Origin of the sequence: Neobacillus massiliamazoniensis (assembly GCF_001048695.1) — a bacterium.
GTDB lineage: Bacteria > Bacillota > Bacilli > Bacillales > Cytobacillaceae > Neobacillus > Neobacillus massiliamazoniensis.
Window position 1 is genome coordinate 181,018 of record NZ_CVRB01000001.1, and the last position, 23,175, is coordinate 204,192.

General features: G+C 36.2%; 39 protein-coding genes. 1 reads left to right on the forward strand and 38 read right to left on the reverse strand.

The genetic code is table 11. The features are described 5' to 3' along the window. Positions 1-15 precede the first annotated feature (15 nt). The 16 genes from BN1082_RS00915 to BN1082_RS00985 form a co-directional block, all read right to left on the reverse strand. The gene (locus tag BN1082_RS00915) at positions 16-828 is read right to left on the reverse strand and encodes a phage tail family protein (RefSeq protein WP_090629629.1); all 813 of its coding nucleotides are present in this window, start codon (positions 826-828) and stop codon (positions 16-18) included. Then, the gene (locus BN1082_RS00920) at positions 825-3,749 is read right to left on the reverse strand and encodes a phage tail tape measure protein (RefSeq protein ID WP_245640263.1); all 2,925 of its coding nucleotides are present in this window, start codon (positions 3,747-3,749) and stop codon (positions 825-827) included. The genes BN1082_RS00915 and BN1082_RS00920 overlap by 4 nt, the downstream gene beginning before the upstream one ends. 77 nt (positions 3,750-3,826) lie before the next feature. Next, positions 3,827-4,003 (reverse strand): hypothetical protein, encoded by a 177-nt coding sequence (locus BN1082_RS27200; RefSeq protein ID WP_176699609.1) that lies wholly within the window; start codon positions 4,001-4,003, stop codon positions 3,827-3,829. Between the two features lie 32 nt (positions 4,004-4,035). Continuing rightward, on the reverse strand, positions 4,036-4,374 hold the full coding sequence (locus BN1082_RS00925; protein WP_090629632.1) for a hypothetical protein: 339 nt from the start codon (positions 4,372-4,374) through the stop codon (positions 4,036-4,038). Between the two features lie 50 nt (positions 4,375-4,424). Then, complete coding sequence (locus BN1082_RS00930; RefSeq protein ID WP_090629634.1) at positions 4,425-4,997, reverse strand: hypothetical protein; 573 nt, start codon at positions 4,995-4,997, stop codon at positions 4,425-4,427. A 5-nt stretch (positions 4,998-5,002) separates the two neighbouring features. Continuing rightward, positions 5,003-5,401 carry a tail completion protein gp17 gene (gene gp17, locus BN1082_RS00935; protein WP_141650810.1) on the reverse strand — a complete coding sequence of 133 codons (399 nt, stop codon included), beginning with the start codon at positions 5,399-5,401 and terminating at the stop codon, positions 5,003-5,005. Beyond that, positions 5,382-5,801: an HK97-gp10 family putative phage morphogenesis protein gene (locus BN1082_RS00940; RefSeq protein WP_090629639.1), complete on the reverse strand. Its 420-nt coding sequence runs from the start codon at positions 5,799-5,801 to the stop codon at positions 5,382-5,384. Before BN1082_RS00940 ends, gp17 begins: the two co-directional genes overlap by 20 nt. Next, the gene (locus tag BN1082_RS00945; protein ID WP_245640264.1) at positions 5,801-6,154 is read right to left on the reverse strand and encodes a phage head closure protein; all 354 of its coding nucleotides are present in this window, start codon (positions 6,152-6,154) and stop codon (positions 5,801-5,803) included. Before BN1082_RS00945 ends, BN1082_RS00940 begins: the two co-directional genes overlap by 1 nt. Next, positions 6,141-6,428: a hypothetical protein gene (locus tag BN1082_RS00950; protein ID WP_090629642.1), complete on the reverse strand. Its 288-nt coding sequence runs from the start codon at positions 6,426-6,428 to the stop codon at positions 6,141-6,143. The genes BN1082_RS00945 and BN1082_RS00950 overlap by 14 nt, the downstream gene beginning before the upstream one ends. Before the next feature lie 5 nt (positions 6,429-6,433). Further along, positions 6,434-6,625 (reverse strand): hypothetical protein, encoded by a 192-nt coding sequence (locus BN1082_RS00955; protein ID WP_090629644.1) that lies wholly within the window; start codon positions 6,623-6,625, stop codon positions 6,434-6,436. Between the two features lie 22 nt (positions 6,626-6,647). Further along, on the reverse strand, positions 6,648-7,787 hold the full coding sequence (locus BN1082_RS00960) for a phage major capsid protein (RefSeq protein WP_090629647.1): 1,140 nt from the start codon (positions 7,785-7,787) through the stop codon (positions 6,648-6,650). A gap of 2 nt (positions 7,788-7,789) precedes the next feature. Then, on the reverse strand, positions 7,790-8,593 hold the full coding sequence (locus tag BN1082_RS00965; protein WP_090629651.1) for a head maturation protease, ClpP-related: 804 nt from the start codon (positions 8,591-8,593) through the stop codon (positions 7,790-7,792). Further along, positions 8,590-9,738 carry a phage portal protein gene (locus tag BN1082_RS00970; protein ID WP_090629653.1) on the reverse strand — a complete coding sequence of 383 codons (1,149 nt, stop codon included), beginning with the start codon at positions 9,736-9,738 and terminating at the stop codon, positions 8,590-8,592. The genes BN1082_RS00965 and BN1082_RS00970 overlap by 4 nt, the downstream gene beginning before the upstream one ends. A gap of 9 nt (positions 9,739-9,747) precedes the next feature. Continuing rightward, entirely contained in the window at positions 9,748-11,382 is a 1,635-nt protein-coding gene (locus BN1082_RS00975) for a terminase TerL endonuclease subunit (protein WP_090629656.1), read from the reverse strand. Next, on the reverse strand, positions 11,379-11,711 hold the full coding sequence (locus BN1082_RS00980; RefSeq protein WP_090629659.1) for a hypothetical protein: 333 nt from the start codon (positions 11,709-11,711) through the stop codon (positions 11,379-11,381). Before BN1082_RS00980 ends, BN1082_RS00975 begins: the two co-directional genes overlap by 4 nt. Positions 11,712-11,859: 148 nt before the next feature. Further along, complete coding sequence (locus BN1082_RS00985) at positions 11,860-12,174, reverse strand: HNH endonuclease (protein WP_090633062.1); 315 nt, start codon at positions 12,172-12,174, stop codon at positions 11,860-11,862. 97 nt (positions 12,175-12,271) lie between these two features. Between BN1082_RS00985 and BN1082_RS00990 the strand changes: the two genes are divergently transcribed. Next, positions 12,272-12,523, forward strand: a complete 252-nt coding sequence (locus BN1082_RS00990) for a hypothetical protein (protein ID WP_090629661.1) — start codon at positions 12,272-12,274, stop codon at positions 12,521-12,523. 108 nt (positions 12,524-12,631) lie between these two features. Here the strand turns inward: BN1082_RS00990 and BN1082_RS28790 are convergent, their stop codons facing one another. From BN1082_RS28790 to BN1082_RS01080, 22 genes are all read right to left on the reverse strand, one after another. Beyond that, the gene (locus BN1082_RS28790) at positions 12,632-13,033 is read right to left on the reverse strand and encodes an HNH endonuclease (RefSeq protein ID WP_090629664.1); all 402 of its coding nucleotides are present in this window, start codon (positions 13,031-13,033) and stop codon (positions 12,632-12,634) included. 163 nt (positions 13,034-13,196) lie between these two features. Further along, positions 13,197-13,430, reverse strand: coding sequence for a hypothetical protein (locus BN1082_RS01000; RefSeq protein ID WP_090629666.1), 234 nt, complete (start codon positions 13,428-13,430; stop codon positions 13,197-13,199). 96 nt (positions 13,431-13,526) lie between these two features. Beyond that, a complete protein-coding gene (locus BN1082_RS01005; RefSeq protein WP_090629669.1) occupies positions 13,527-13,793 on the reverse strand; it encodes a hypothetical protein in 267 nt (88 codons plus the stop codon). Positions 13,794-14,175: 382 nt separating this feature from the next. After that, the gene (locus tag BN1082_RS01010) at positions 14,176-14,670 is read right to left on the reverse strand and encodes a hypothetical protein (protein ID WP_090629673.1); all 495 of its coding nucleotides are present in this window, start codon (positions 14,668-14,670) and stop codon (positions 14,176-14,178) included. A 317-nt stretch (positions 14,671-14,987) separates the two neighbouring features. Beyond that, on the reverse strand, positions 14,988-15,506 hold the full coding sequence (locus BN1082_RS01015) for a hypothetical protein (protein WP_090629676.1): 519 nt from the start codon (positions 15,504-15,506) through the stop codon (positions 14,988-14,990). 11 nt (positions 15,507-15,517) lie between these two features. Beyond that, positions 15,518-15,955, reverse strand: coding sequence for a hypothetical protein (locus tag BN1082_RS01020; RefSeq protein ID WP_090629680.1), 438 nt, complete (start codon positions 15,953-15,955; stop codon positions 15,518-15,520). Between the two features lie 470 nt (positions 15,956-16,425). Then, on the reverse strand, positions 16,426-17,211 hold the full coding sequence (locus BN1082_RS01025; RefSeq protein WP_090629682.1) for a hypothetical protein: 786 nt from the start codon (positions 17,209-17,211) through the stop codon (positions 16,426-16,428). A 195-nt stretch (positions 17,212-17,406) separates the two neighbouring features. Then, entirely contained in the window at positions 17,407-17,949 is a 543-nt protein-coding gene (locus BN1082_RS01030) for a site-specific integrase (protein WP_090629685.1), read from the reverse strand. Continuing rightward, a complete protein-coding gene (locus BN1082_RS01035) occupies positions 17,946-18,410 on the reverse strand; it encodes an ArpU family phage packaging/lysis transcriptional regulator (RefSeq protein WP_090633063.1) in 465 nt (154 codons plus the stop codon). Before BN1082_RS01035 ends, BN1082_RS01030 begins: the two co-directional genes overlap by 4 nt. An 82-nt stretch (positions 18,411-18,492) precedes the next feature. Further along, on the reverse strand, positions 18,493-18,657 hold the full coding sequence (locus BN1082_RS27205) for a hypothetical protein (RefSeq protein ID WP_176699592.1): 165 nt from the start codon (positions 18,655-18,657) through the stop codon (positions 18,493-18,495). 89 nt (positions 18,658-18,746) lie between these two features. Then, positions 18,747-18,923, reverse strand: a complete 177-nt coding sequence (locus BN1082_RS27210) for a hypothetical protein (protein WP_176699610.1) — start codon at positions 18,921-18,923, stop codon at positions 18,747-18,749. Positions 18,924-18,952: 29 nt separating this feature from the next. Beyond that, the gene (locus BN1082_RS01040; protein ID WP_090629687.1) at positions 18,953-19,141 is read right to left on the reverse strand and encodes a hypothetical protein; all 189 of its coding nucleotides are present in this window, start codon (positions 19,139-19,141) and stop codon (positions 18,953-18,955) included. 163 nt (positions 19,142-19,304) lie between these two features. Then, positions 19,305-19,523 carry a hypothetical protein gene (locus tag BN1082_RS01045; protein WP_245640266.1) on the reverse strand — a complete coding sequence of 73 codons (219 nt, stop codon included), beginning with the start codon at positions 19,521-19,523 and terminating at the stop codon, positions 19,305-19,307. A 233-nt stretch (positions 19,524-19,756) separates the two neighbouring features. Continuing rightward, positions 19,757-20,344 (reverse strand): dUTP diphosphatase, encoded by a 588-nt coding sequence (locus tag BN1082_RS01050; protein WP_090629693.1) that lies wholly within the window; start codon positions 20,342-20,344, stop codon positions 19,757-19,759. Beyond that, positions 20,341-20,733 carry a hypothetical protein gene (locus BN1082_RS01055; RefSeq protein ID WP_090629696.1) on the reverse strand — a complete coding sequence of 131 codons (393 nt, stop codon included), beginning with the start codon at positions 20,731-20,733 and terminating at the stop codon, positions 20,341-20,343. Before BN1082_RS01055 ends, BN1082_RS01050 begins: the two co-directional genes overlap by 4 nt. After that, complete coding sequence (locus BN1082_RS01060) at positions 20,730-20,996, reverse strand: hypothetical protein (RefSeq protein ID WP_090629700.1); 267 nt, start codon at positions 20,994-20,996, stop codon at positions 20,730-20,732. Before BN1082_RS01060 ends, BN1082_RS01055 begins: the two co-directional genes overlap by 4 nt. Then, complete coding sequence (locus tag BN1082_RS27215; RefSeq protein ID WP_176699611.1) at positions 20,980-21,129, reverse strand: hypothetical protein; 150 nt, start codon at positions 21,127-21,129, stop codon at positions 20,980-20,982. Before BN1082_RS27215 ends, BN1082_RS01060 begins: the two co-directional genes overlap by 17 nt. An 80-nt stretch (positions 21,130-21,209) precedes the next feature. Further along, positions 21,210-21,464: a hypothetical protein gene (locus tag BN1082_RS01065; RefSeq protein WP_090629703.1), complete on the reverse strand. Its 255-nt coding sequence runs from the start codon at positions 21,462-21,464 to the stop codon at positions 21,210-21,212. Positions 21,465-21,503: 39 nt separating this feature from the next. After that, positions 21,504-21,905 carry a hypothetical protein gene (locus tag BN1082_RS28015; protein WP_245640267.1) on the reverse strand — a complete coding sequence of 134 codons (402 nt, stop codon included), beginning with the start codon at positions 21,903-21,905 and terminating at the stop codon, positions 21,504-21,506. A 9-nt stretch (positions 21,906-21,914) separates the two neighbouring features. After that, entirely contained in the window at positions 21,915-22,190 is a 276-nt protein-coding gene (locus BN1082_RS01075) for a hypothetical protein (RefSeq protein WP_090629705.1), read from the reverse strand. After that, positions 22,156-22,359 carry a hypothetical protein gene (locus tag BN1082_RS27220; RefSeq protein ID WP_176699612.1) on the reverse strand — a complete coding sequence of 68 codons (204 nt, stop codon included), beginning with the start codon at positions 22,357-22,359 and terminating at the stop codon, positions 22,156-22,158. Before BN1082_RS27220 ends, BN1082_RS01075 begins: the two co-directional genes overlap by 35 nt. Positions 22,360-22,367: 8 nt before the next feature. Further along, positions 22,368-23,174 (reverse strand): ATP-binding protein, encoded by an 807-nt coding sequence (locus BN1082_RS01080; RefSeq protein WP_090629708.1) that lies wholly within the window; start codon positions 23,172-23,174, stop codon positions 22,368-22,370. Position 23,175: the final 1 nt, after the last annotated feature.

Below are 23,175 nucleotides of genomic sequence, written 5' to 3' on the forward strand. Positions count from 1 at the left end.
TGCACCGCTCCTACCTTATACATAATAAAAGCGAAAGTCGAATGAGATTTCGAAGCTCCCGCTTGTTCCGGTTAATTGAAAATCGTTATTTCCTGTAGCCAGCGTTATTAATTTGTGGTTTGTATCTCTGAAAATACTCAATCCATTTTTTGTTGAACGAATTCCGTCTAGTTTGATTACGTCACTTGGATTTGATGATCCCGTATAAGTCCACGTATCTCCTGTTGTTTTATTTTTAATTTGTAGATTAGTAGATGCACCCTTAAAGGTAATAACTACTGGGCGCTTTCGTGGATTAATAGCAATTTCACCTGCATTGAATATGGAAAATGAATTGGTTGAATGAATGTATTTATTATTATCATCTGTTAGCCCTTGGCCAATCTGCCATTTTTCAACGTCAAATGTTTTTGGGTCGAGTGAAGATCCGATTGATTCAGCATATACACCAAAAGCAATGAATTCTAAACCAAATCCTCCAACTGTAGGAGTGAGATACTCAGGCTTAAAAGTCGTTGAGTTTCTTGCTTTCCATCGTTTACCTGGCAAACGTGTATCAATAATGTATAAATCCTTTTTAGGATTGAAAAACTTAAAAATTTCATCCCTTAAAAGCTGATAATCAATATGATCTTTTGCATTAAATAAAAACTCAACATATAGTTTTCTAGCATTTATTGTTGTTCCAAGAAGGATTGAACCATCAACATTTTCTATTTCTTCACTTGAAAATCGGGGTGAAAGTGATTCTGGGATAAAACTGTAGCAAGTTAAACCGTATTGTCCATAATCAATTTTATTTCCAGAATCATCGTAAACAAAGATCATCTCCTCACCCCATTTAAACGTAAATTCTGATTAAATTTTGCAGCTTGCATATTATCTATGTGATTAAACTGCACTTCTGCAATTTGTTGGCCGTCCATTATAACCGGTGCAGGATTGATTGTTATTGAAAATGGAGAAGCATCTACAAGAGGTCCTTTATCATTTCCTCTACCACCAATATTTAAACCTGTATTAATTTGTGGAAAATCTGGTATAGCAGCATTTGCTAGATTACTAGCCGCGCCCATTATATCGGAAACTGAGTTGTCCATCCCTATTACCATACCGTCTCCGAAAAACTCCATTAACTGGATTGCCAGACGTGAAGGAGAATGGATACCAAGGGCGTTTTTAATTGAATTTCCAATGCCATTAGCGATGGATTTAGCCTTTTCCCACACAGCTGATGTCATCGAACCTAATCCATTTATTAGACCTTGTATGATGTTTTTTCCTATCTGGAATAGGTCAATTCCACGGAAAAAGCCCATTACTCCGCCCCAAATATTTTCTATGGTGCCTCTTACTGATCCAAAAATAGAGCTGATACCGTTTAGCATACCTCTGAACGCAGCTGTTACACCGTTCCATATCATAGATGCTCCATTAGTTAAGAAGCTAACTATAAAGTCCCAAATAGCTGTTATTCCGGCTTTTAAAGAGTTTAGAATTGACAATAAAACACCTTTAAATGCCTCCCAACTTGATGCTCCACGGGCTCTGAATAAATCAAATAGTGTAATTACCGAGTCTACCAGGTTTCGGAAGAAATTAACTACTCCGTCTACAAAACCTTTTGCAAGATTTTGCCCGATTGTTGAAAAGTTGCTAAAGAAATTTACTATTCCATCCGCCATACCTTTTACAAGGCCCAATCCAGATTTCACTAAATCAAATAATAAATTCTTAAGACCTCCAACAAATGAGAGTGTCATCATGCCGATAATAAAGTCTATTGCTCCAAAAAATATCTGCTTAATGCCCTCCCACATTTTACCGAAATCGCCTGTAAATAAGCCAGCAAACACTTTCATCAAGCCCATGATGATTTCTAAAGCACCACCGATTACCTGTTTAATGGCTGTCCAAACCATTTCGATGATGAATTTAATCGCGGGCATAACGAAGTTTACGACAGCCATTATGCCGTTAAAAACATTCTCTACAGCTTGCAAAAATAGAGTTCCGTTTTCATCCCAAAATTGCTTTATTTGAGCAATTTTTTCACCTATGAAACTAGCAATGATTCCGAAAGCTTGTACTGCAACATTTTTAATATTATTAAAGATAGTGGTCACTGAATTTCGGAATGTTTCACTGTTATTCCAAAGGGCGATTAATGCGGCTCCTAATGCTACAATTGCAGCTATTGTTAAGCCAATTGGTCCCGTGATTATAGCCATAATTCCACCTGCTGCAGCTATAGAAGCGCTAAGTGATGCAAATGCTGTTGCGATTGTACCAACGCTCGATATAACACCACCAACAACAATTAGTACTATGCCAAACGCTGTAGCAAGCCCCGTGATTGCGGCAGATACCAATAGTACTTTGGCAATTAAATCAGCCATTTCTGGTGATAGATTATTAAACCAATTCACCATTTTTTGAATGGCTCCGACCACTTTATCAATTATCGGTAAAAATGATTTTCCGATGGCTATAGCTGCGGTTTCGATTGTTCCTTTTAGGATTTCAATTCGTCCTTTAACATTATCAAGTTTTGTTGCTGCTACATCATCTGCTGAAATCTTATTCATAGCATCAGCCATGCTAGTGATACCGTTAGCGCCTTCTTTAAATAAGATATTTGCTGCCCTGATTGCATCTGTCCCAAACATTGTATTTAAGTAATTTTGACGTTGTTCATCATTAAGCCCTGCCATGGATGTTTTAAGTATTTCGGCAATCTGAGCCATTGATTTTAACGATCCAGATTCATCATAAAAAGCACTGGACATAAGACCCGATGCATTTAAGTTTTCTTTATATCGTTCCTTAAGATCCTTTTTACTTGCTGCAGATCCTAACTCTTCCTTAGTTAATTTTTCCAACCCTTTTTGAATATCTTCAACGCTTCTTGATGCTGGCGTTATACCTTTATCAACTAAGTATTTATAACCAGCTGACGTATTGTATGTGGACAATCCCAATTGTTCAAATGCTGCTGCCGCTTCCTTCGTTGTCGGAGATAATCTCAACAGCATGGTTTTTAAAGATGTTCCTGCATCCGATCCTTTTAAACCGTTCTGAGCAAAAGTAGCTAATGCCGTGGTTGTATCCTCAAATGATAATCCCACACCGCTTGCAACAGCAGAAACCATCGCTAAACTGAATTTCATTTCAGATACAGATGTTGCTGATGCATTAGCTGCACCAGCCAGCAAATCCGCCGCTCTTGAGACAGATATATTGTCATTTTTAAATGCATTCAATGCAGTTGACGCAATTTCAGCTGCGTCTGCTAGTTCAAGTTCACCAGCAACAGCCAATGATAATGTACCCTTAAGACCACCATTGATGATATCGTCAAGGCTTACACCAGCTTTAATTAACTCCTCAATACCCTGTGCAGCCTCAAGTGAGGAGTATTTCGTTTCTGCTCCCATTTTTAAGGCCAATTCCTCAAGTGCTCTACTGAATTTCATTACTTCATCTGGTGACATTACAGATTTAACGGAAGACATTTGAGACTCAAAATCCATAGCCTTTTTTGCAGTAAATCCAATAGCTCCACCTAATGCAGCAAAAGCTGGCCCGGCAATTTTAGTAATTGATTCACCGGCTTTTGAAAGGTTGCCTCCTATGTTTTCCATATTGCGTCCAAAATCACGTAATTGTCTTTGTGCATCTGTAAAAGTATCTGATAAACCGTTCATATTACCTAAAATCCCAACGGTCAAGTTTCCTAACAGGCTCATGCTCTACCTCCCTTCTCGGGACGCTTGATTTTATCGCCATACTGTTTATAAAAAGCCTCTTTGTCAGGCGTGTTGTTTTAGTCTTTTTTTTGCGTTTTTTGTTTGTCCTCAACGCCAAATAAGCCGACCGCAATACGGTTGACCAAAATGTTTGATTCTATTTCTTTTTGTTCAAGACCGTAATCGTAATACATAAAAATTTGATCTAAACTCATACGGTCCAACATGTATTCTGGTGTTGCCCATGCAAACATGCTTCCTACTCTAGCAAAAATACGCCCAAGCTCTATTGGCTTGGGCTTTCCTCGTTTTTTCCGTTTCCTTTGGCCCTGTCCTGAATCGGTTTTAAGATAAACTCAATCATTGATAACAATTGATCTAGACTTGTATGATCAATTAGCCAGTCACTGTTAATGTCAGGCTGTGACGGCTTACAGATTTTCACAATCATATCTAGAAGTAGTGGGAAACTTTCATTTGATCCTGATTTTAAGACATCTGACTTCTCAGCGATTTCTAAAGTAACACGAGAGGGAATTTTGGAAACATCAATTTCTTTCCCCGCCAGTCGAATAATACGCTGTTCAGGAATCAATTTATCTAAGTCAAGAATTTCTTGAGCCATTATTTTTCACCCTTTCATAAATAAAAAAGCACTTCCATGAAAAGAAGTGCTTAAACGATTGGTACAACGCCTTGCTCGTCATAGATTTCAAATAGCTGTTCGCCGACAACTTTTGATGTATCTGGTGTACCTGTCATTTCGATAGGTGTCATTGCAGGATCTTCTGCGTCAGCTTCCGGAAATTTAATACTTAAACCTGCTGCTGAGTTTGCTTTGAAAATTGTAATACGGAATTCTTCGCCAGCTTCATTTAAGTTAGTGATTCTAGCAACTCGAGGCTTAAATGTGCTAAGTCCACCTGTTAATAACTTAACTGCTGCTTTTTTGCCTTCTGCGGCCGGTACTGCTTCTAACTTATCAATACCACCTCTGATAAGTGCTAATGTTTTCAGATTGATTTCCATTAAATCACCAGATATCTTTGCTTGGTGTTCGGCGATTCCCGCAACAATGATGCCAGCATTGTCTGATTTAACCTGCATCTCTTTCCACGACTCTTCAAATTGTACGCCGCGCATAGCTCCGAGATCGACTAATTTATCTATGCTTTCACCGACTTCAAATTTTGCAGAACCGAAACGAATCGTGTTTCTTTGTTGCACGGACGTCATGTTTCTACTCATTTAATTCACTCCCAATAAATAATTTTTATATCAATTATAGCGTTGTGAAGTTTTGTATCATTTTCATATAATTCGTATTTACCTGCGACAACACCTTGAATCACTCGTGTGTTACCCATCATACCCCTGAATCTTTTTAAAGCATTTTCAATTTCTTTTCTGACTTGCTTTGCCTCTATATATTTAGGAGAAAAACAAGAGAATTGAAAACGAGGGAATGATACATCTATATCATGATGTCCAGGTGCCGAAACTTCGTTATACGCAACCGCTGGCTTTGTGCCATTCTCCGGAAGGACACCTGGATAAATTCTTCCTGCAATTAAATCATTTAATGGCTGATAGGTTTTAAGATAATTAACTAAATCTGTCTCTAGCAAGCTATCACCTTCCTTGCCTTTCAATAGCTGCTCTTAAGCCTTCTATAAGCCGTGTTCTTATTTTCGACTTACTCTTATCGAGAGATGGGCGCATAAACGGTCTAGGTGGTTGTCGTGACGTGCCAAGCTCGTAAAAAGTGATGTAGTATGGATCTGCTTTACCGGTACCGTTCCCGACAACGACATTAGCGTAATAACCTCTCTTGCCCTCTCCTATTTCGATTCGTAAAGTATTCCTTGACTTACTAGACTTAATGGGTACTCGTGCATCAGCTTCACGAAAAACGATTTCAGCGCACTCTGATATTAAATCATGAAGTTCCTTTTTTAATTCCTCATCTGCCCGCTGGAGAGCTCTGACTATATCATCAATACCTTCTACCCTGACGCGCATACGGTTATTTAATCGCATCTGTCTAGCCATTATTGCCGCTCCTTGCACATGATTTGAAGTTCTTTTTTAGCGTAGTCTTTATCGATCACATAAAGAAATTCAAATACTTTCCCTTCATAAACAGCTTTCATTGTGCGGTCAATCCCTGTTCTGTATCGGATAGTAATCCGTGTTGTAACCTCGGCATTCACTTGTTGGGCCGAAAACAATTCACGACCACGCAATTGAAAGATGTCTGCCCATGTTTCAGCTACAGGAATCCATTCATCTAACGGTTGCCCGGCTTCGTCCACATCTTTTTCAGGATCCGGAGGTCTTAGGATGCTGATACGATGTCTGAATAAACCAGAATTCAAATTCGGCTTATATTTAAATGGTTGCACCTGTATCAGCCTCCAGTGCTTTAGCAATTCCCAAACTATTGATTTGGCTTAAAAAATTATCGTTAAAATACTCTAAAGCATCGTTATAGACATACCTGGAACGCTCAAAAACGAGCTCTTTAAACTCTTCATCGGTGTTTATATCATAATCTCCACAAGCCTTCTTTAATGCCTTAATAGACGCAGAAAGGATGCGTCTTAGGTTTTCATCTTCATAATCACCTAAGTGCATCCTCTCTTTAAATTCTTTTAAGATTTCATCAGTGATGCTCATCTACATCACTCCTTGGCCTTCTTTTCTGCTTTCACTTCTTCGATGAATACGCATTTGTATTCAGGATGTGGTTTCGATAGTTCCTCGATACGCTTTTTAGTTGGCTTTGATCCTGTTTTCGGATACTCTTCACCAACTAGATAATGTGTGTTGTTATCATGCGTATCGATAAATTCATTTACTACCTTGTATGCCATTTACCGTTATTCTCCTTTCAAATTAAGGTGCTGGCACTCCTAATTGTAAATCGTAAACTTGGGATGCATACTTGTCTTTTGGTTTACCTGTAGCATATTGTTTAGCGATATAAAGAGTAGCATCTTCCATTGCTAAAGTTTGGTCAAACTTTTTGATTGGATCTGTACCACCCATAGCTGCGATGTATTCACCTTTGACAAAGAATAATATCTTGCCCTGTGGAACAAACACTGACTCACTTGTGATCGGATTAAATGGCAAGCTGGTCACATAAATTCCGGCAGCATTTTGAATTGTCGATTTCCCTTGAATATCGAATGTGTCAAACGGATTTGTCACCATAACTACTTTTCCTGCTATTGTTTTAGGTCTGTCGGCATCCTTTCCGTCCGCTTTCGTTTTCTTTGCAAGCAGTTTAACTATACCTGTTAATTCATTAATTGTTGTTTCTCCCGGCTTGAATGTTAATTTGCCGGCAGATGCTTTATCTGGATACACTCCGCCAACTACGTTACCGCTTGGATCTTTTAATAAACCGATAGGCTCATCTTTACCTGTACCAGCAACAAATCCGCGCTCTAATCCTACCGCCATTGCTTCGACCATCATAGTACGAACATATTGCTCAACCCACACAGGACCAAGCTTAAGCATGTCATTTGCTAATGGAATAAATGCTGTTAATTTTAGTTGAATGATAGATTCTTTACGGAACGTTGCATTAAGCTGTCCTTTGATGTCTCCAAACAATGGACCCCATACTGCTGCGCCACTTGGATCACCATAGATAAATTCTGTAACGGCTCCTAAGTTTTCCAGGCCGATATGTTGCAATAGTGGGTGTGCTGCCACAAGGTCATCGAAAACACGCTCTTGTGTCGTCTTTGGCAGCGTTTCTGTATCTTTAAAACCGCCAGTTTGAACAACAGCATTAAAGAATTTCATTTCTTCGCTAGTAAGGACATTGGAGCCTCGTGCTTGCATGATAGAACGGTCCAAGATAGATTCATTGACTTGATTCAGAATGTCAGCTTGTACATCATTTGCAAGCGCCTCAATCATAGCATTTAATGCAGCCGATTGTTCCTCAGGGGTTCCCTCCTGTGTAGCCTTCGCAAATGCTAATTTTTTCGATTCGAAATTGTTAAATTTAATCGTCATATTTATTTACCTCCTAAATTTAAAAAGAGCTTACTCAGATTCTGTTTAGGTTGAACAGGCTTCGGAGTTGGCTCTTTTGGTTTTAATTCGTTTTTAATTAATTCTTGAACAGTGGCTGTGAAATCATTTTTGAATTCGTCAAATGCTTGTTTCATAATCTGATTACTATCTAGTCCTGCAGTTGTTTGATTATTTTTCAGCAAACCATTTCGAATTCCATCAATTACTTTTTGCGGAATCATATTTTCAATTCCCACATTCGCAGACAATTTAATTTGCGTATCTTCAAACATGATCTCATCAATCAAACCTTTATCCAAAGCATCTTGAGGAGTCAACCAGGTTTCATTATCCATCAGTGTTAAAAGTTCTTCTTCGCTCATGCCACTTTTAATTCGATAAGCGTTAGCAATGGTTTTGTTTACAACTTTCAACATTTCGGAAGCCTTATCCATGCTTCGATAATCTCCCTGATTACGACTACTCGCATTATGGATCATCATTTGCGCGGTTGGAGACATTTTAACCTTTCCAGCCATGGCAATTACGCTTGCCGCTGATGCCGCTAATCCTACTATCTTACTTTCTACATTACCAGGATAATCTTTTAGGGTTGTGTAGATTTCTGATCCAGCCTGAACAGAACCGCCACCACTATTAATTATTACCTCTAGATCTGCACCTTTTGCATCTTCCAATGATTTCGAAATATCTTTAGGGCTTGTTGCATCCATTTCGAATAAATCATAAATCCACTTTTCGTCATCGGAAATAATAACCCCTTTAACATTTACCTTATGCTTCACGGTTTCTCACCTCCTTTAAGCGCTTCTTCTACCGTTTGGTAGTTTTTAGTGATAAAGTACTCGTCCATAAGTGGATTATCAACTCGATCAGCTCCCAATTCTTCGCGTAATTCGTTTCCGTTAAATATCCCAGCAGCACGTAATTTATCAACGGCAGTCGCAACATCAAAAATATTGTTGTAGGAAATACGCTTAATTTCCATCCGTTTTCCCTTTAAGAAATCGGCTTTATCTATGAATTTAGCATTGCCCTCGTCTCTAATCTTTTTCAAAAATGGATCAATGCAGAAATTCATATAATTCCTTGTTTGCTTTTCTACATCCGCCATTTCACCTTTTAACATCGCGATGGGAATACCAAGAGAATTTGCAACCTGGTACAAAAAGCCATCTGTTACTTTGTTTACTTCGTCCACTGGATGAGTTTGTTGTGGTTGTTTTGATTCCTCTAACTTAAAACCTTTTTGTTGCGGAACAATTGCAATAGACTTTTCAGCAAATGCTTTATAAATCTTATTGATGTAATTTTGTAGCTTGGCTTGGCTTTCTTCGCTTTTGTCGTGAATGGCTTCTATATCAACAAGACCACGAATCTGATTTTTCCTTTTCTGAAATTCTACAATTCTTCCAAATAGTTCTCCGTAATCTGTGTATAGCCCATCTAGTAGAGTAGTAAGTTTCTCGTTTGTATATTGCAAATAAATAACTTCGCTCATTTTATAAGTCCGGTTAAAAGTATAATTTTTAACCGTTACATCACTAAAGCTATCCTCAAATACTGCGTATTCTGTACGAGTAAAAGAGTCAGCAATTAACAGATCATCTGTATCTGTTTTTACAACAAGGACCTGATTTTCTTTTATCAACTTATGAACAAGCTGCTGCCAAAAAGTTGAGGCTGTTTGATTTTGATTTGGTCTGACGTTCAATCGGTAATACAATTCGTCTTTGATAATTTCTTTGCCGTTTTTTACACGAAAATCAGATTGGCTTATGGTCCTGGCGATCATATCCACACAAATTTGGATAGCAAGTTTTTTCATGTGGATTTTTTTCGAAGTATCCTCGATAAGATCAAAATCCATCAAGTACTCTAATTCTTTATTTCTGCTTTTAATAAGATCTAAAAATCCCAAATATCTCACCGCCTTTCATTAAAAATCAATGTCATCTAAGAAAAAGTCCACATCGTCCTGCAGAACATTATCGGCTTCGAATAAAGCGTGGATAAATGCCTGGAATCCGTCTGTTTTCCTGCGGAATTCATCTTTCTTGAGGTATTCTTTATTACCGTCTTTCTTTGTCTGGACGTATACGTTATTTGTGTACCACCGCATCAGTTGGTTATCGCCGAAAATAATTTTATGCTTAGCAAACATCGTCTCTACCCTTGGAGCTAAGAGTGAATGGATTGCCCTTGGGTTTCGAATGAAAACTAGTTCAAAGCCTTCTGCCTCTAATGCAGTTTTAACCAGGTCTAAACGGAATGTATCGGCAACAATCTTTGTTAGTCCGTATTGCTCCCTCATTTCTACAAACCAGTTAACAATATGCCTCACGTCAATTACCGGTTCATCAACAATGGTGAGAAGCCCGTCTTTTTCCCATTGCTTGATAGGCACTTTTAGCTTTACAGTGTCTAAGAAGCCTTTACGGACAAAGGAGTGGGTTTTCCAGATATACTCCTCGTCAACTTTAAAGAGCAATCCCACAGCTGCGAAGTCTTTAATACTTGCGAAGTCCAGCCCGCCAACGCAGGTCCGATGTTTTAAATCTGGCACCGGTCTGTCAGTTGCTAAGATATCGTCCCAGGTGGCCACCGATTTTGCCAGGTCTACTTCCGGCAGGTTCATACGTTTTGTTATAAACTCTTCGCGATTGCCTGGGTTATTCGCCAGCTGCTTAAACTGAGCAAGAACCTTTTTAAACAAACCTGCTGCATACGTACTTCGTGGTTCACTGAACATTGGATTGGCTTTTTCCCACATTTCTGGATTATCCATTTCCTTTGGATCATCGATTTTGCAGATAAAGGGGAATAACGGATCATCTAGGTCTTTTCCTTCCAGGATGTTCATTGCCCGTTCTTTCATTTTGTCTAAAAAGCCTTCACGAACATACCCTTCAGTACCAATAAAAAATTCCCTAGCATTCGGCACTTTACCAAGTCCACTAGAGAATACATTTACCACATCAAAGTTTTCGTATTGGTGTATTTCATCGTAAATCACACAACCATCTCGGAGACCGTCCTTGGTGCCCGCGTTAGATGTGTGATACTGTAAAATACTTTTCGTATCATTGCCAAGAATTTCAACCTTTGTACGATAAAACATCTTCTCCAAAACTTCTTTGCCTTCGATGGAATCATACACTTCTCGAAAAGATGTTTTTGCCTGAAGCTCGCTGTTGGCCACAATTGAAATATTGTATTTTGGAATGCCATGTAGCAGGCTGATAAAAAAATGACATAAGGTAGAAATAAGCCCATTCTTACCAGCACCCCTGGCCATTAGTATTAAAAACTGTTCATAAAAAACTGAGTTATCTTTCTTGTAAAAAAGAAAGACAAATGCTGTTACAAATTTTTGAAATGGTTCCATAATGAAATACCATTTCTCTGTAAACTTTATATAATTCTCATGCATTTTTTCGTCAAAATATAAATCGCCTCTGGAAAGAACATTCTTTTTAAGATACTTAATTAACAGAACCCGCTCTTTATTGAGTTTTATCTTTCCTGTTTCATAGAGCTGGATGTAATCATCCACATACTTGTTTGAAATCATATCAAGTCACTAGCGCCAGGCTTTTCCTTTTCCAGTGGCTCTTCTATCGGTGATGCTTTCAAACCGAGTGCGTCTAAGATTTTAATCATTCGATCATTTGTTTTATGCAAGTCGTTTATGGAGGGATTCGATTTTGGGCCGTGCATGCCGGAAACCTTAATCCCGATATCTTGGATGTCATCTATAAGCTCGCATTTTAAATCCCATAGTGAAAGATAGTCTTGCACCAGATCTTCAAAATGTTTTCCGACTATAGTTTTTTCTTTAAGCTGGGAAGTTAAATCTTTTTCAATTCTTTTTCTAAGAGTTTCACGCTTAACTTTGGCCATTTGATCTCCTCCCTCCTATTTGTAAATGATTTCCAATTAAATAGATTCATGAGAACAGCATCATGAATCTGGAAAAACGACCCCTCGACCGCTCCTTAATAGCGATAAAAAAGCTAAAAATATTGGGCGGGGGGTATTTCTTGTTTTTTCACCATTTTTCGTCATTCCATTTGTTTTCCTTTTTTGCAAATCGTTCGTGTTTCACGTTATGGTGCCAAACACAAAGGACTTGTAGGTTATCGAGCTCTAGTGCTAACTCTGGATGAGTCTCAATCTCCTTGATGTGATCCACATCGAGACGCTTGTGCTTATCTGGGTTATGATAATCCGTATAGACTCTTCCCTGGCGTTTGCATTCCTGGCATTCATAATTGTCGCGTTCTAATGCTTGCTGCCTTAAAGCCTGCCACTTATCTGATTTATAGAATTTTACTTTCTGTTCTTTTGTTTTGTACTCAGGCATCATAATTCCAAAACATCACCTTCTTTAATAAATTTTAAAAATAATACAGGTTTTTATTGTTATTTGTCGAATTTTAACATAATAGGAGGTGACACATATGGCCGATAATAATATTAAAGTTAGTCCAACCCCGATTCAACGTAATAAATTTGACGCTGCCATTGATTTATTGAATATCCATAGGAATACTTATGGATTTGATAGTCAAGAGGAAATCGAATCTTTATTCGCAAAATACTATGCTATTGCAGAGGTTTGTGAGCGTAAATCTGCTAAAGATCTTCAAGAACTTGTTTCAGAAGATATTCTTAATAAATTGGGCAGATTTTCAAATTCAAATAGTTGGTAGATTGGTTGTCTCCTCTGCTTTCACTAGCAGAAGAGACTTTTTCATTTCCTCTTTTAAGATAAAATAAAAAACACCCGAAATTATTCGGATGCTTAAATAAGTATTTAATTATCTTTGATATCCAACCGCGTTATTTTTTACAAAGATAATTAAATAACCTTTGTTATCAATGGCTCTATCCACTATGTCATTAATATTAACTAGTCCTTCATGTCCATAATTATTAGTACTGTGAGTTATGTACTTATTAACTACTAAAAGTTCTTGTCTATCCTCTCCATCTAACTCTTTAATCCACCCAGGTTGATCCACATTAATCATAATAATTTGTGAACCAAAATCTTTGATATGGTCCACATCGAGACGCTGTTTTGTTTTTACCTTACCGCTTTGCCGCTTGCATTCTTGGCATTCGTAGATATCACGTTCCAATGCCTGCTGCCTTAGTGATTGCCACTCGGAAGACTTATAGAATCGCATCTTTTGTTCATACGTTTTATACTCTGCCATTCAGCAGCAGCTCCTTACTCAGTTGCTTCTTGACACAAGAAGGGAACGGACAGAAAATCTTTGTACCACTCCGCTAATCAGCCCAGACACACGTCTTACATTTATTCATGACCGTTCCCCCAAACATATAAAAAAGCACCCTCGAAAGGATGCTTAGTATTGATTACTTTTCAACATAGTCTATTCCATTTGTCGTTGGTCTAAGATTACCTTGTCTATCTGCTGAAATAAAACCTTTTTCTATTAAATAGTTATAGGCTAAATCTTTTTCTCTATCTTCTACAAGTTCTTCTCTTGTAGTATGAAAAGATTTTCCACCGCTTTCAAAATAATGATTATATAATTCAATCATTAATTGGCTTCTTAGTTGCTTTCTTTCATTGATTTCTAATGGCATTCCGATCACCTCCTCTCGTCTACTTATTTCGACAAAAGGAGATAATTTCCTGCAATATTATCAAACAAAAAAGCACCCATATTCGGATGCTAAATGTCATCGTCTACTAGATCTAGTTTTTAACATATAGAAAGATCGCATTTGTTTATGAAGTTCATCTTTTCCTCTGCCTTTGATTACCTTTGTAACGAACTCACGATCAATGCCCAAGTTATTACTGACCTGCTGTATGCTATTAGTAATTGCATACTCTTTTATAATGCTCTTTTCTAATGTATCAGCATGATAGGACTCAACTAAATAAACATAATGCTGGAGCTTTTTAATCTCCTCTTTTGCTTTCTTTAATGTGATTGGTTTCATCGAATCTCCTCCCTTAAAGAAGGTATTCGACTAAACAAAAGAACAACCTGTTAATATTTGTTAATCTTTTGTGACAATAGAAAAAACACCCCGAAGAATGCCTTTTTTACAATTTTACTAGATTCACAATGATGAAGTGATCTCCAGGATCATTAAATATATTTTGATGTACTACTGATTCAACTTTAAAATTTTTTCCTCCAGGTACTGGATCTTCAATAATATCTCCAGTACCTGGAACTGATAATAAATTGTTGTAAATAAGATCTTGCTTTTTCCCGTTTTCAACATTTACTTACTTTCACCTTACAATTCTACAAAAGGAGATATTTTCCTTCGTTTTTTTAACAAAAAGCACCATTTAATTAGGCGCTTCAAATTTCTATTTCATATTATTTTTAATTGCCTCAATCTTCTCTTCCACAATCTTAATCAAATATTCGTTTACATAAATTTGCTTTCTTCTTTTTATATCTTCAATAAAAAAATGTCCTGCTCCAAGAAAATACATACATAAAAAATATAGTCCTAGTATTATCGTTCCAAATATCAGCCCTATAGCTTCAGCTACCCAATGATTCATTGATATTTTAATTTTAAGAAGTTGGGCTATTACTCCGGTGTTAAAAATATAAACAAGGATTGTAGTCAGTATCCCTAATGTTACACCTCTAAGTCCATTGTAAGAAATTTCTTTTTGATAGGCTTGTAAATGTATAAGTATATCGGAATATATTTTCCCTTTATCTACTTGTCTCTTACTAAAATGCTCTTCTAACACTTTTAATTCTTTATAAGCATGTTTCCTTAATTTTTCATATTTATATTGTTGATTCAATATTCTATCCTTAAACCTAATCTCTTTTGTATTTCTCATAATAATCACCCTTTTCAATATAAATGATTATTTTCCATATAACAACATAAAACTCATTTCCTCCTAATCACTCCATTTATCTTATAAATATTACGGTTCATTCTCATCAATTCCTCAATATCTTTCCTACTTATATACTGAGAGTCTTCATTTCCACCAACATTTTGCTTCACAGATTTAACAAAACCACCTGTATACTTAAGTGACTTTATTTTATTCAACTGTCTTTACTGTTTTTTAGATAAATGATCAGCGAGTTTCATAACATCTTAGGCAAAATAAAAAGCACCCTCGAAAGGATGCTTGCTATCAAATGGTTAAGCTATTCGATTATTTAAAGCCACACGCTTGCTAACGAAAGATTCTAAGGGTTTTAAGAAATTCATTAAAACGGATTCTGCAGAATCTTTTATTGACTCATTTTCACTATTCATTTTTCTCTTCATTTCAGTATTTTCAACTATTTTCATTTCATCTTTCTTTTGTCCACCATTTATAGTAATTAGGCAATTCATAATTTCACGATAGTTATAAAAAGTAAATCTAATAACATAAGTGAACAATTTTCCATCTGAAGAAATATTTTTCTTAACTTGTTTTTTCTGCTTTTCATTTAATTTATCGTTTTTATTTACCTGCTGTAAAAGCAATGTTCGATGCTTTTTAATGACCTTAAATAACATAAAAGGAACTAATATAATAAGTAGTCCACTTAATAAAAGCAATAAAGACAATTTTGTATCTTTATGTGTATACAACACTTTTGCTACTAGTGCAAACGCTGCTCCCAATACAATTGCACTAAACATTAAAGGCAAATGATTTAACAATAACATAAAAACACCTCCTAAGTATCCAATACCGTTCCTTTTGATGCAACTTTATTTCTAGATTTGTTTCGGAAAAAAATCAAAACTAGTTCAGCTGCTGAAAAGAAAAGAGTGAAAAAGGAGAAAGTTTGAATATATTTATCAACTGTAATACTAGGTACCCAATGTAATAATGTAAATTTTTCACTAGGTCCAATTTTACCAGCATGTAGGACAATAATGTCCATAACACCTAACCAGTCGATAAATGTAATTAATCCCAGTATTCCTATTCCAAAAGCGGCATAATATTTTTCAAAGCCTTCATTGGCCTTAAAAAGGTTAATAGCATCAATAAAAAGCATGGCATTGAATGCAAATCTTGCATTAAAAAACACTTTTTCAGCTGATGGTATTTCACTTAAATAAATTAAAGATACAAGTATAAAAATTAATCTCAATATAACCAGTGGCATTTTAATCTTCCTTTACCATAAAAGTACAAGTTTAATAGTAAATATTTTGTAATTAAAATGCAACAGTTTATTTGGTTACTGGATTATATGCTTCTTATTCCATTTTATTAACAGTCATTTTGAATACTTATACTGTTAATAACTACATTCTACAAAAAGGAAAATTCTCCTGCAAGAATTTTAAATTTTTTACTACATTCACTTCAGCAGATGGCAAGCCGTGTCGATCCACACCTTAGCAGCAAGGTCACTTAGCGAAAGGAGGGAAAGCTAAAACAGTTAAAATCATGATTAGCCAAGTTTTCTCCCGTAACCAGTTGTGGAGTATCAATAAATAAAAAAAGCGCCTTTCCTTTTAGGTAGACGCTAATACTGTCAATAAATAAATTTTCATACTACTAATATATCATGTCTAAAACAAAACATTCTGCTTTAATTCTGCCGTATTTCTGCCACTTTTTTGCCGATTTTTACATTTTAAGATATCCCCTAAAAATATCTTCAAGTCTATTTCTTCTATCCAATAATAAATCCTTTAAATAGTCAATAGTAATTATACTAACAATATTTCCATCTCCTGTATTATAATTCGGGGATAGATAATTAAAAGTCGATTGAATATATTGTCTCTCTTCAACCTGTAGTTCCCCATCTTCATCAAGAAAAGCTTCATATAACTTTCCTTCAATTATTACTAATGATTCAAATATTTCCATTAACCTCCCAGCAGCTTCAGTCTTATAGACACTTACCTCTTTAAAATGTTCAAGTGCTTTAACTGTTCCGGTTAATGCTTTATAAATATCATCTCTTGCTCCATTTCCGGAAAACCCTTCATAAAAATTCCTTCCAAGAGTTTCATTAACTTTTGGTCCATTGGAAAACAATACTTCGTTCAAACGGTATGTTTCAATGTTGAAACCAGAAGAAACATATTTTAATCGATAAAAATCTTCCAAGAGCCCCCTCTTTTCAGTTGTAAATATTACCCAAGGCTTCTTAACAGCCTTTTTTATCTCAATAATGAGTGAAAAAGCTATCTCCTGGAATTTCTCTTCATCAATTTCCTTGTATTGAAAGGTTCTTGCAATTAAATCTATCTCTCTACCCTTTTGGTCATCTCTATCAATATAATAGGAATTATGAATTACTCCCCATCCATTTCTTTTTAATGTATTTGAAATACTTAATTCAAGTGGAAATCCTGTATCTAACAAATCCTTTTTTAACTTTTCAATTAACTCTGATTTTGACATTGTTAATACTCCCTTATTTAAATATTTATATTTTTTAATTATCCATATCTTATATTGTGTGGAACTCGTCCAACTGCTGAAAGCCTTGATACACTTATTTTTGTGACACTTCAATAAAATGAGTTACACATTTCTATAATATGGATAACTGTCCTATAAAAGCAATAAAAAACTCACCTTCATTTGAAAGGTGAGCTATATTTTAAATTCTTTTATTGCTTTATTCATTGCATCCTGATCAATTCCAATGTATCTTAATGTGAATGCTGGATCTGAATGGTTTAGAATCTTTTGGAGAAGTGCTACGTCTCCAGTCTGTTTATACAAGTGATATCCGAATGTTTTTCTTAAAGTATGTGTTCCAATATCATCTAAGCTAACATGTTCAGCTGCTTTTCTTAATATCTTATATGCCATGCTTCTCCCAATGGGTTTATTAAGTCCCTCTCTGCTTTTAAATAAGTATTCATGGTCTTCTTTGCCTTCAATATATTTTTTGAATTCTCGCTGCAGTTGCGGTGTCATATCTATCCGCTTTTTCTTATTTGTTTTCATTTCAACGATATTAAAATATGGTTTCTTTGCATCAACTACCCTAAGTGGCAATATGTCAGATATTCTAAGACCAGAATTGATTCCGGTAACAAAGAGCATATAATTTCGTTCATTTTGTACTTTAAGATGACGTTTGATTTCAAATATCATGTCAGGGTCTCTTATTGGCTGCACGAAATTCATAGTTCAACCCTCACGATTTGTTTATTAAATTCATCATCAGTTACCGAGTACACCTCAACCTTAAGAGCAAAGGCTAATTTATAAAAAGCACGTGCTTTAAATCTATAAAATTTCCTTTCTGACATGCCCATTTCGTTATAAATCTCATAATCATATATTTCTTCATCACTTAAATATCTTTTAATGATCATTTCACGTTCTTTAAAATTAAGCTTATTAACTGCTTTTCTAACCCAGTTAATGTATTTCTCTCTTTCTCTTTCCTTGTCTACCTTTTCAATTGCTGTGTCCTCTGTCGAAGAGTGAAAACCATTGCCGAATGTAGGAGGAACTTCGAACGAGTAATTTGCAGTGACTTTGGGTATCTTTTCATCTGGAATAGAAAGTAAAAACAACTTATAATTTTCTAATGCTTTCTCTACAGCTTCTTTAGTCTTCTCTCTATCTAATTCAGGTAGCATAAATAATTGTTTCACTTTGAATCCTCCCTTATGATAAAATGTATTGTCATGAATTTTATCAGGCCGGGAGAATTCCTGGCTTTTATTTTTTTCTTGCTTGAGCAGCTTTCTTTCCTCGCCACTTATAATCAATATAGATATTATCGAATGCAGCACCTTGAGGTTTTTCCGTTGGCCTGATTGGATGCTTTTCGATGTATTCAAGCCGTTCCTCTACAGTCATGTACCAAACGTGTACTTTGCTCATGAACTCCACTCCTAAATCATTACTGACATTGGCTGTTTAGCCATAAAATAAATGCTGCAAGTAGTACTAGTCCGAATGGTTTTGCTAATTCAATTAATAGTTTCATGTTTATCCTTTCTTTGGTGCGTAATATCATCCTCTAAGCCGTTCCAATCGATTGGTTCGGTCTCAGCGTTACATATTGGACACTTGCAGAAGGTGATGACCACGACGTCTAGAAACGTGTGGCCACATTCTTCATTCGTGCATACATATTCAATCACCATTAAAATCACCTACAGGTACAAAGTGCGTACTAACTGATTTTCTTAAAACGGTTTTCTTGATACTCTATAAACCGTTTCATTTCCTCTTTGAAACGTTTCTTAATAAATTCCTCATGCCGTTTTGTTCTTACATTTCCGTAACGACCTTTTATATATCCGATGTCTGCATGGTCAATGCTGTTTGGAGGACTGCTCCACCAAGAAGTTGGGTTTTGCAATAATCTACCCTCCTAATCTTGTATAATTTGTTACATATATTTACAAAAGTTTAAAAGATTGCTAGTCTACATATTGGGGACCTTTCTTAGCCCTTTTCAGTCCCCAACTTGATATTATTGCTACCCCGGGAACGGTCTGGGAGGACTTCGCCCGGGGATTTTTTTATTTCCCAAACCTAATCAAAAACATTTCCCTGATTTTATCCGCCGTTTTCTCACCAATTCCGTGTATCTCCTCAACCCTATCCAACAAATCAATTAAACATTTAATATCGGATTCTCTTTGCTGTTTTGCTCCGATTTCAAAACCTCGGTTATATGCCCTCAATACTTCCTTATCTAAAGGATCAAAGGGAGAAGGCTTGACCTTCCCCTTTTTCAACTTTTTAAGCATGCTACTCATTAAGCACACCAGACTACACGAATAACTGCCGCCATGCCTTTTTAATCATATCCTTTTGTCGCTGCTTGATTACCTTCCGTAATCGGCGCTTTTGTTTTGTTTTATTAATAGCCAACATTTATCACTCCTCACTAACGTGATAAGCTTGTCCAATATTGCTGATAGTTGTTGCTTTTGTTGCTTCTCAACCTTCTTTTGCATGCGTTTATTCATCAATATCCGCCATTCTGCCGTTCGTGATTGACTGCATTTTTATCACAATAGGCTTGCTCAATCTGCTCGATAGTAAAACCAAAACAATTGATTCCTAAATTTAAAAACAGTATCCATGCTATCCGGAAGAAATAAGCATTTCTTTGGTATCCTGCAAACATGTCTTTATCTGAATATTTTTCCATATAAGCTTTGTTTAAAAAGTGAACCATTTCTAAAAACCATGCTGTTAAATTACCTTCAAAATAATCAGGATCAAGCTGTTCTTCAAAAATATTAAGTGCTTCTTCCCATCCTTTTTGAATGGCAAGTGATAAGAAAAAATGAACGCCATCGACGAATTCTTCTAAAACTAAATTTCGATAAATAGGCTCATCATCTAAAGTATAATCACATTGAACATTAGTTCTCGGCTCTTGATCTTTACTCCAATGCTTAAACCATCGTCCTTCATTGGCGAATTCACTTAGTTCAACAATCAAAGCTAAAATCGTATTCGGAAAAAGATCCTGACCTTCCAATCCTTTCGCTTTAATAATTCGAGCGTCTAGCACTTTCTGCATGGATAACATTTTTTTTAGATTCATAGTTTCCCTTCCTTTTGCATATGCTGAATTTTATTTTTCACCTGATCTCTTGTTTTACCGAGCATTTCCCCAATGAGCGAATAGGTTCCGTATTTAATCTTGCCGTTGTAATAAGCGTTTTTGTCCTTAAGATACTTTTTCACAAACTCCTCTTGATCTGTGGTCCATCCCCATTTGCTTGTTGGGAAAGCTAACTTTTGAGTAACTAGCCCTTGTTTCTCCAAAATCTCAAAGGCTAATTGTCGTGTATCACCGGCACATAATGTAAAATCCTCATCATCAGTTGTAAATGTGTAAAAATCCGTGCAAAGAGTAACGCATCCACAGATTTTCTTCTGTTTTTTCGGTGAAAGTTTAGTTAGATCGCCTTTTGTGATGTAAGGTATCACTTGACTACCCCCTTATGCCGATTTATCCACTTATGCGGTTTTGTTCCTCGCAATCCACCGTAACGATGTTGAATAAATCCCTCAAGATTACAATGCATTACCAGTAATCCGACCTCATATTTTTGGATATAAAGCTTTTCAGCGATCGCGCTTATAGGCTGTCCATCGTTCCACATACTGACGAATGTTTCAATTTCTTTAGGTGTGTAGTCCAACTTCGCATTTGGAAGGATAAAAATAAATTTTTCATGCTTTTGCCCCATGTTTCACACCTTTTTTCTTTTCATCTTCTTTAAGTTTTTCATTAAGTGCTTTCTCCCAGCACTCCTCACAGAAAAAATTTTGATATGGTGGAACGTAGCTTCCACATTCAACACACTTCTTTGTTCTGTTCATCCAACTCACTCCATTTTTTTGATTTAATGAGCCGTTCTCAGATGGGTTTTAACCGAGAGTTATATATTCGAAATACGACATTACCTATATTTGATAGAACCGTAAATATCAGCTACTAAAGGAATAAATCCTGCAAGTGTTGTCATTGCTAAGAAAGTATATTTGTTTTTGACAAATAGATTGTATTTATCGTCATCTTCATCTAATGACATATTTTTTCTTCGTTCTTCAATGTTTTCTTGTGTAAATTTCTTATCGATAAAGATAAATTTCAAACCAAAAATAAAACCTACTGAAAGCCAAATGATAAGGCATATTCCTAAATAATAAAGCAAAATTAAAAGCCTCCTTTATGCCGCATTTTGTGTATAATACTAATCATCTAAAGAAATCATCATTAACCGTTTTTTACCTTTACCACATCTTCTTTGATAAACCGGATAAGTCATATATTTTAGGAAATCAACTGTTTTATTTGTTTCTCTGCTAATCTCTCTAATCGTTCCTTCCGAGATAAATTGATCGCCCTTATACAATGCGTAAACTCGTTTATGCCAAGGAATTTTCAAATCACTCGCACCTCTTTTCCGAATAACAAGACCCACACAACCCCGGCACCGCAAATCCATTAGGTTTATGGCATTTAGGACACGTTTCAGAATAAGTTTGCCATTTCCTTGAGCACTTCGGACAATCAAGGTGAACCATTGAACCCTTATGCTTAATGATATGACCGACAGTTTTACATTTTGGGCAGTGTAGCACTGGTTTAACATTTGTCACGCTCATACGGTTACTTCTCCTTTCAACTGGGCTAGTTCTTGAGCCATTTTCAAATTTTCTTCCGCCATTTCATAAAACCTAGTTAAACGGCTATTCTGCTTCATTTCCTTAATTTGCAAAGTTTGTTTCTTAAGCCGTTCTAAAAGGATGGTTTCTTGCAGCTTATATTGTTCGACCATTTCCACTAAATCCTCAATGGTAACAATCTGTCTTTCGAAAGTGTAATCTTTACCAAGAAGTTGATTAACTTTTCGCAGCAACTGATCTTGATTTGCCATAAGTCGAACCACCTTTCTTTCTCATTTCCGCAATCCAATCTTTACGAGCCTTTTGCTGTTCTAGCCATAATTCCGTTTCCATCGGTCCACATTCCGGACAACAACTTGTCCGATAGCCAAAACTATTAATCTCGTGGACTTTACGAGTTCCGTTGCATATTTGGCACATATTACACCTCATTTAACCGTTTTCGTTTTGCGGTAATCATCGGTGAATAAATCTATAAATCTAGTTCCTTCGTACATTCGTGAAAAAGCCCTTTGCCCGACAACTTTACTCAAATTTTCCTCATCCAAATTGGTTGTCCAAACATTGGCTTGTCCTAACCTGGCATCGAGGATTTCTTTCCATGTTCTTACCGACCAATTAACATCATCAATTTTTGTAGTTTCGACACCTATATCATCAATGATGAGTAAATCCAGCTTTTTCATTTCTACGAAAATACGTTCAGATGATCCGGAATCAAAGGTTGCTTTAAATTTGTTAAATAAATCAACTGATGTAATAAACCCAACTTTGATACCTCTTGCCTTTAACGTCCTTGCAATCGCCTTTGAAATATGGGTCTTTCCTGTACCAGTAGACCCCATGATTAAAAGGTTTTTTTCGTCATTAAGCGAATTCTGACTAAAAGCTTGCGTGTAATTAATCGCCTTTTGCTTGGCTTCAGTTGTGCATTTACTTATTGAGTTATAATTCTTAAATCCGGCCGTCTCTTTTTCAGAAATGAAATACCAATTGGAGATAAGAGCATCAATACGTTTTTGGAACAATTCTTCTGTTACTTGGTGACTTAATTCCTTCGTTCCGCATCCATTGCAACGCTGAGCTGCTGTTAAACACTCAACAATTTCACCTATTCGATATTCCCATCCGTCAATTGTCATTTCACCGCATTGAGAGCATTTAAACTTCTTGATTTTAACTTCATCCGTTTTTCCTTTTAGATCAGGACGGATGTTAAAAAGTAAATTCTCCATC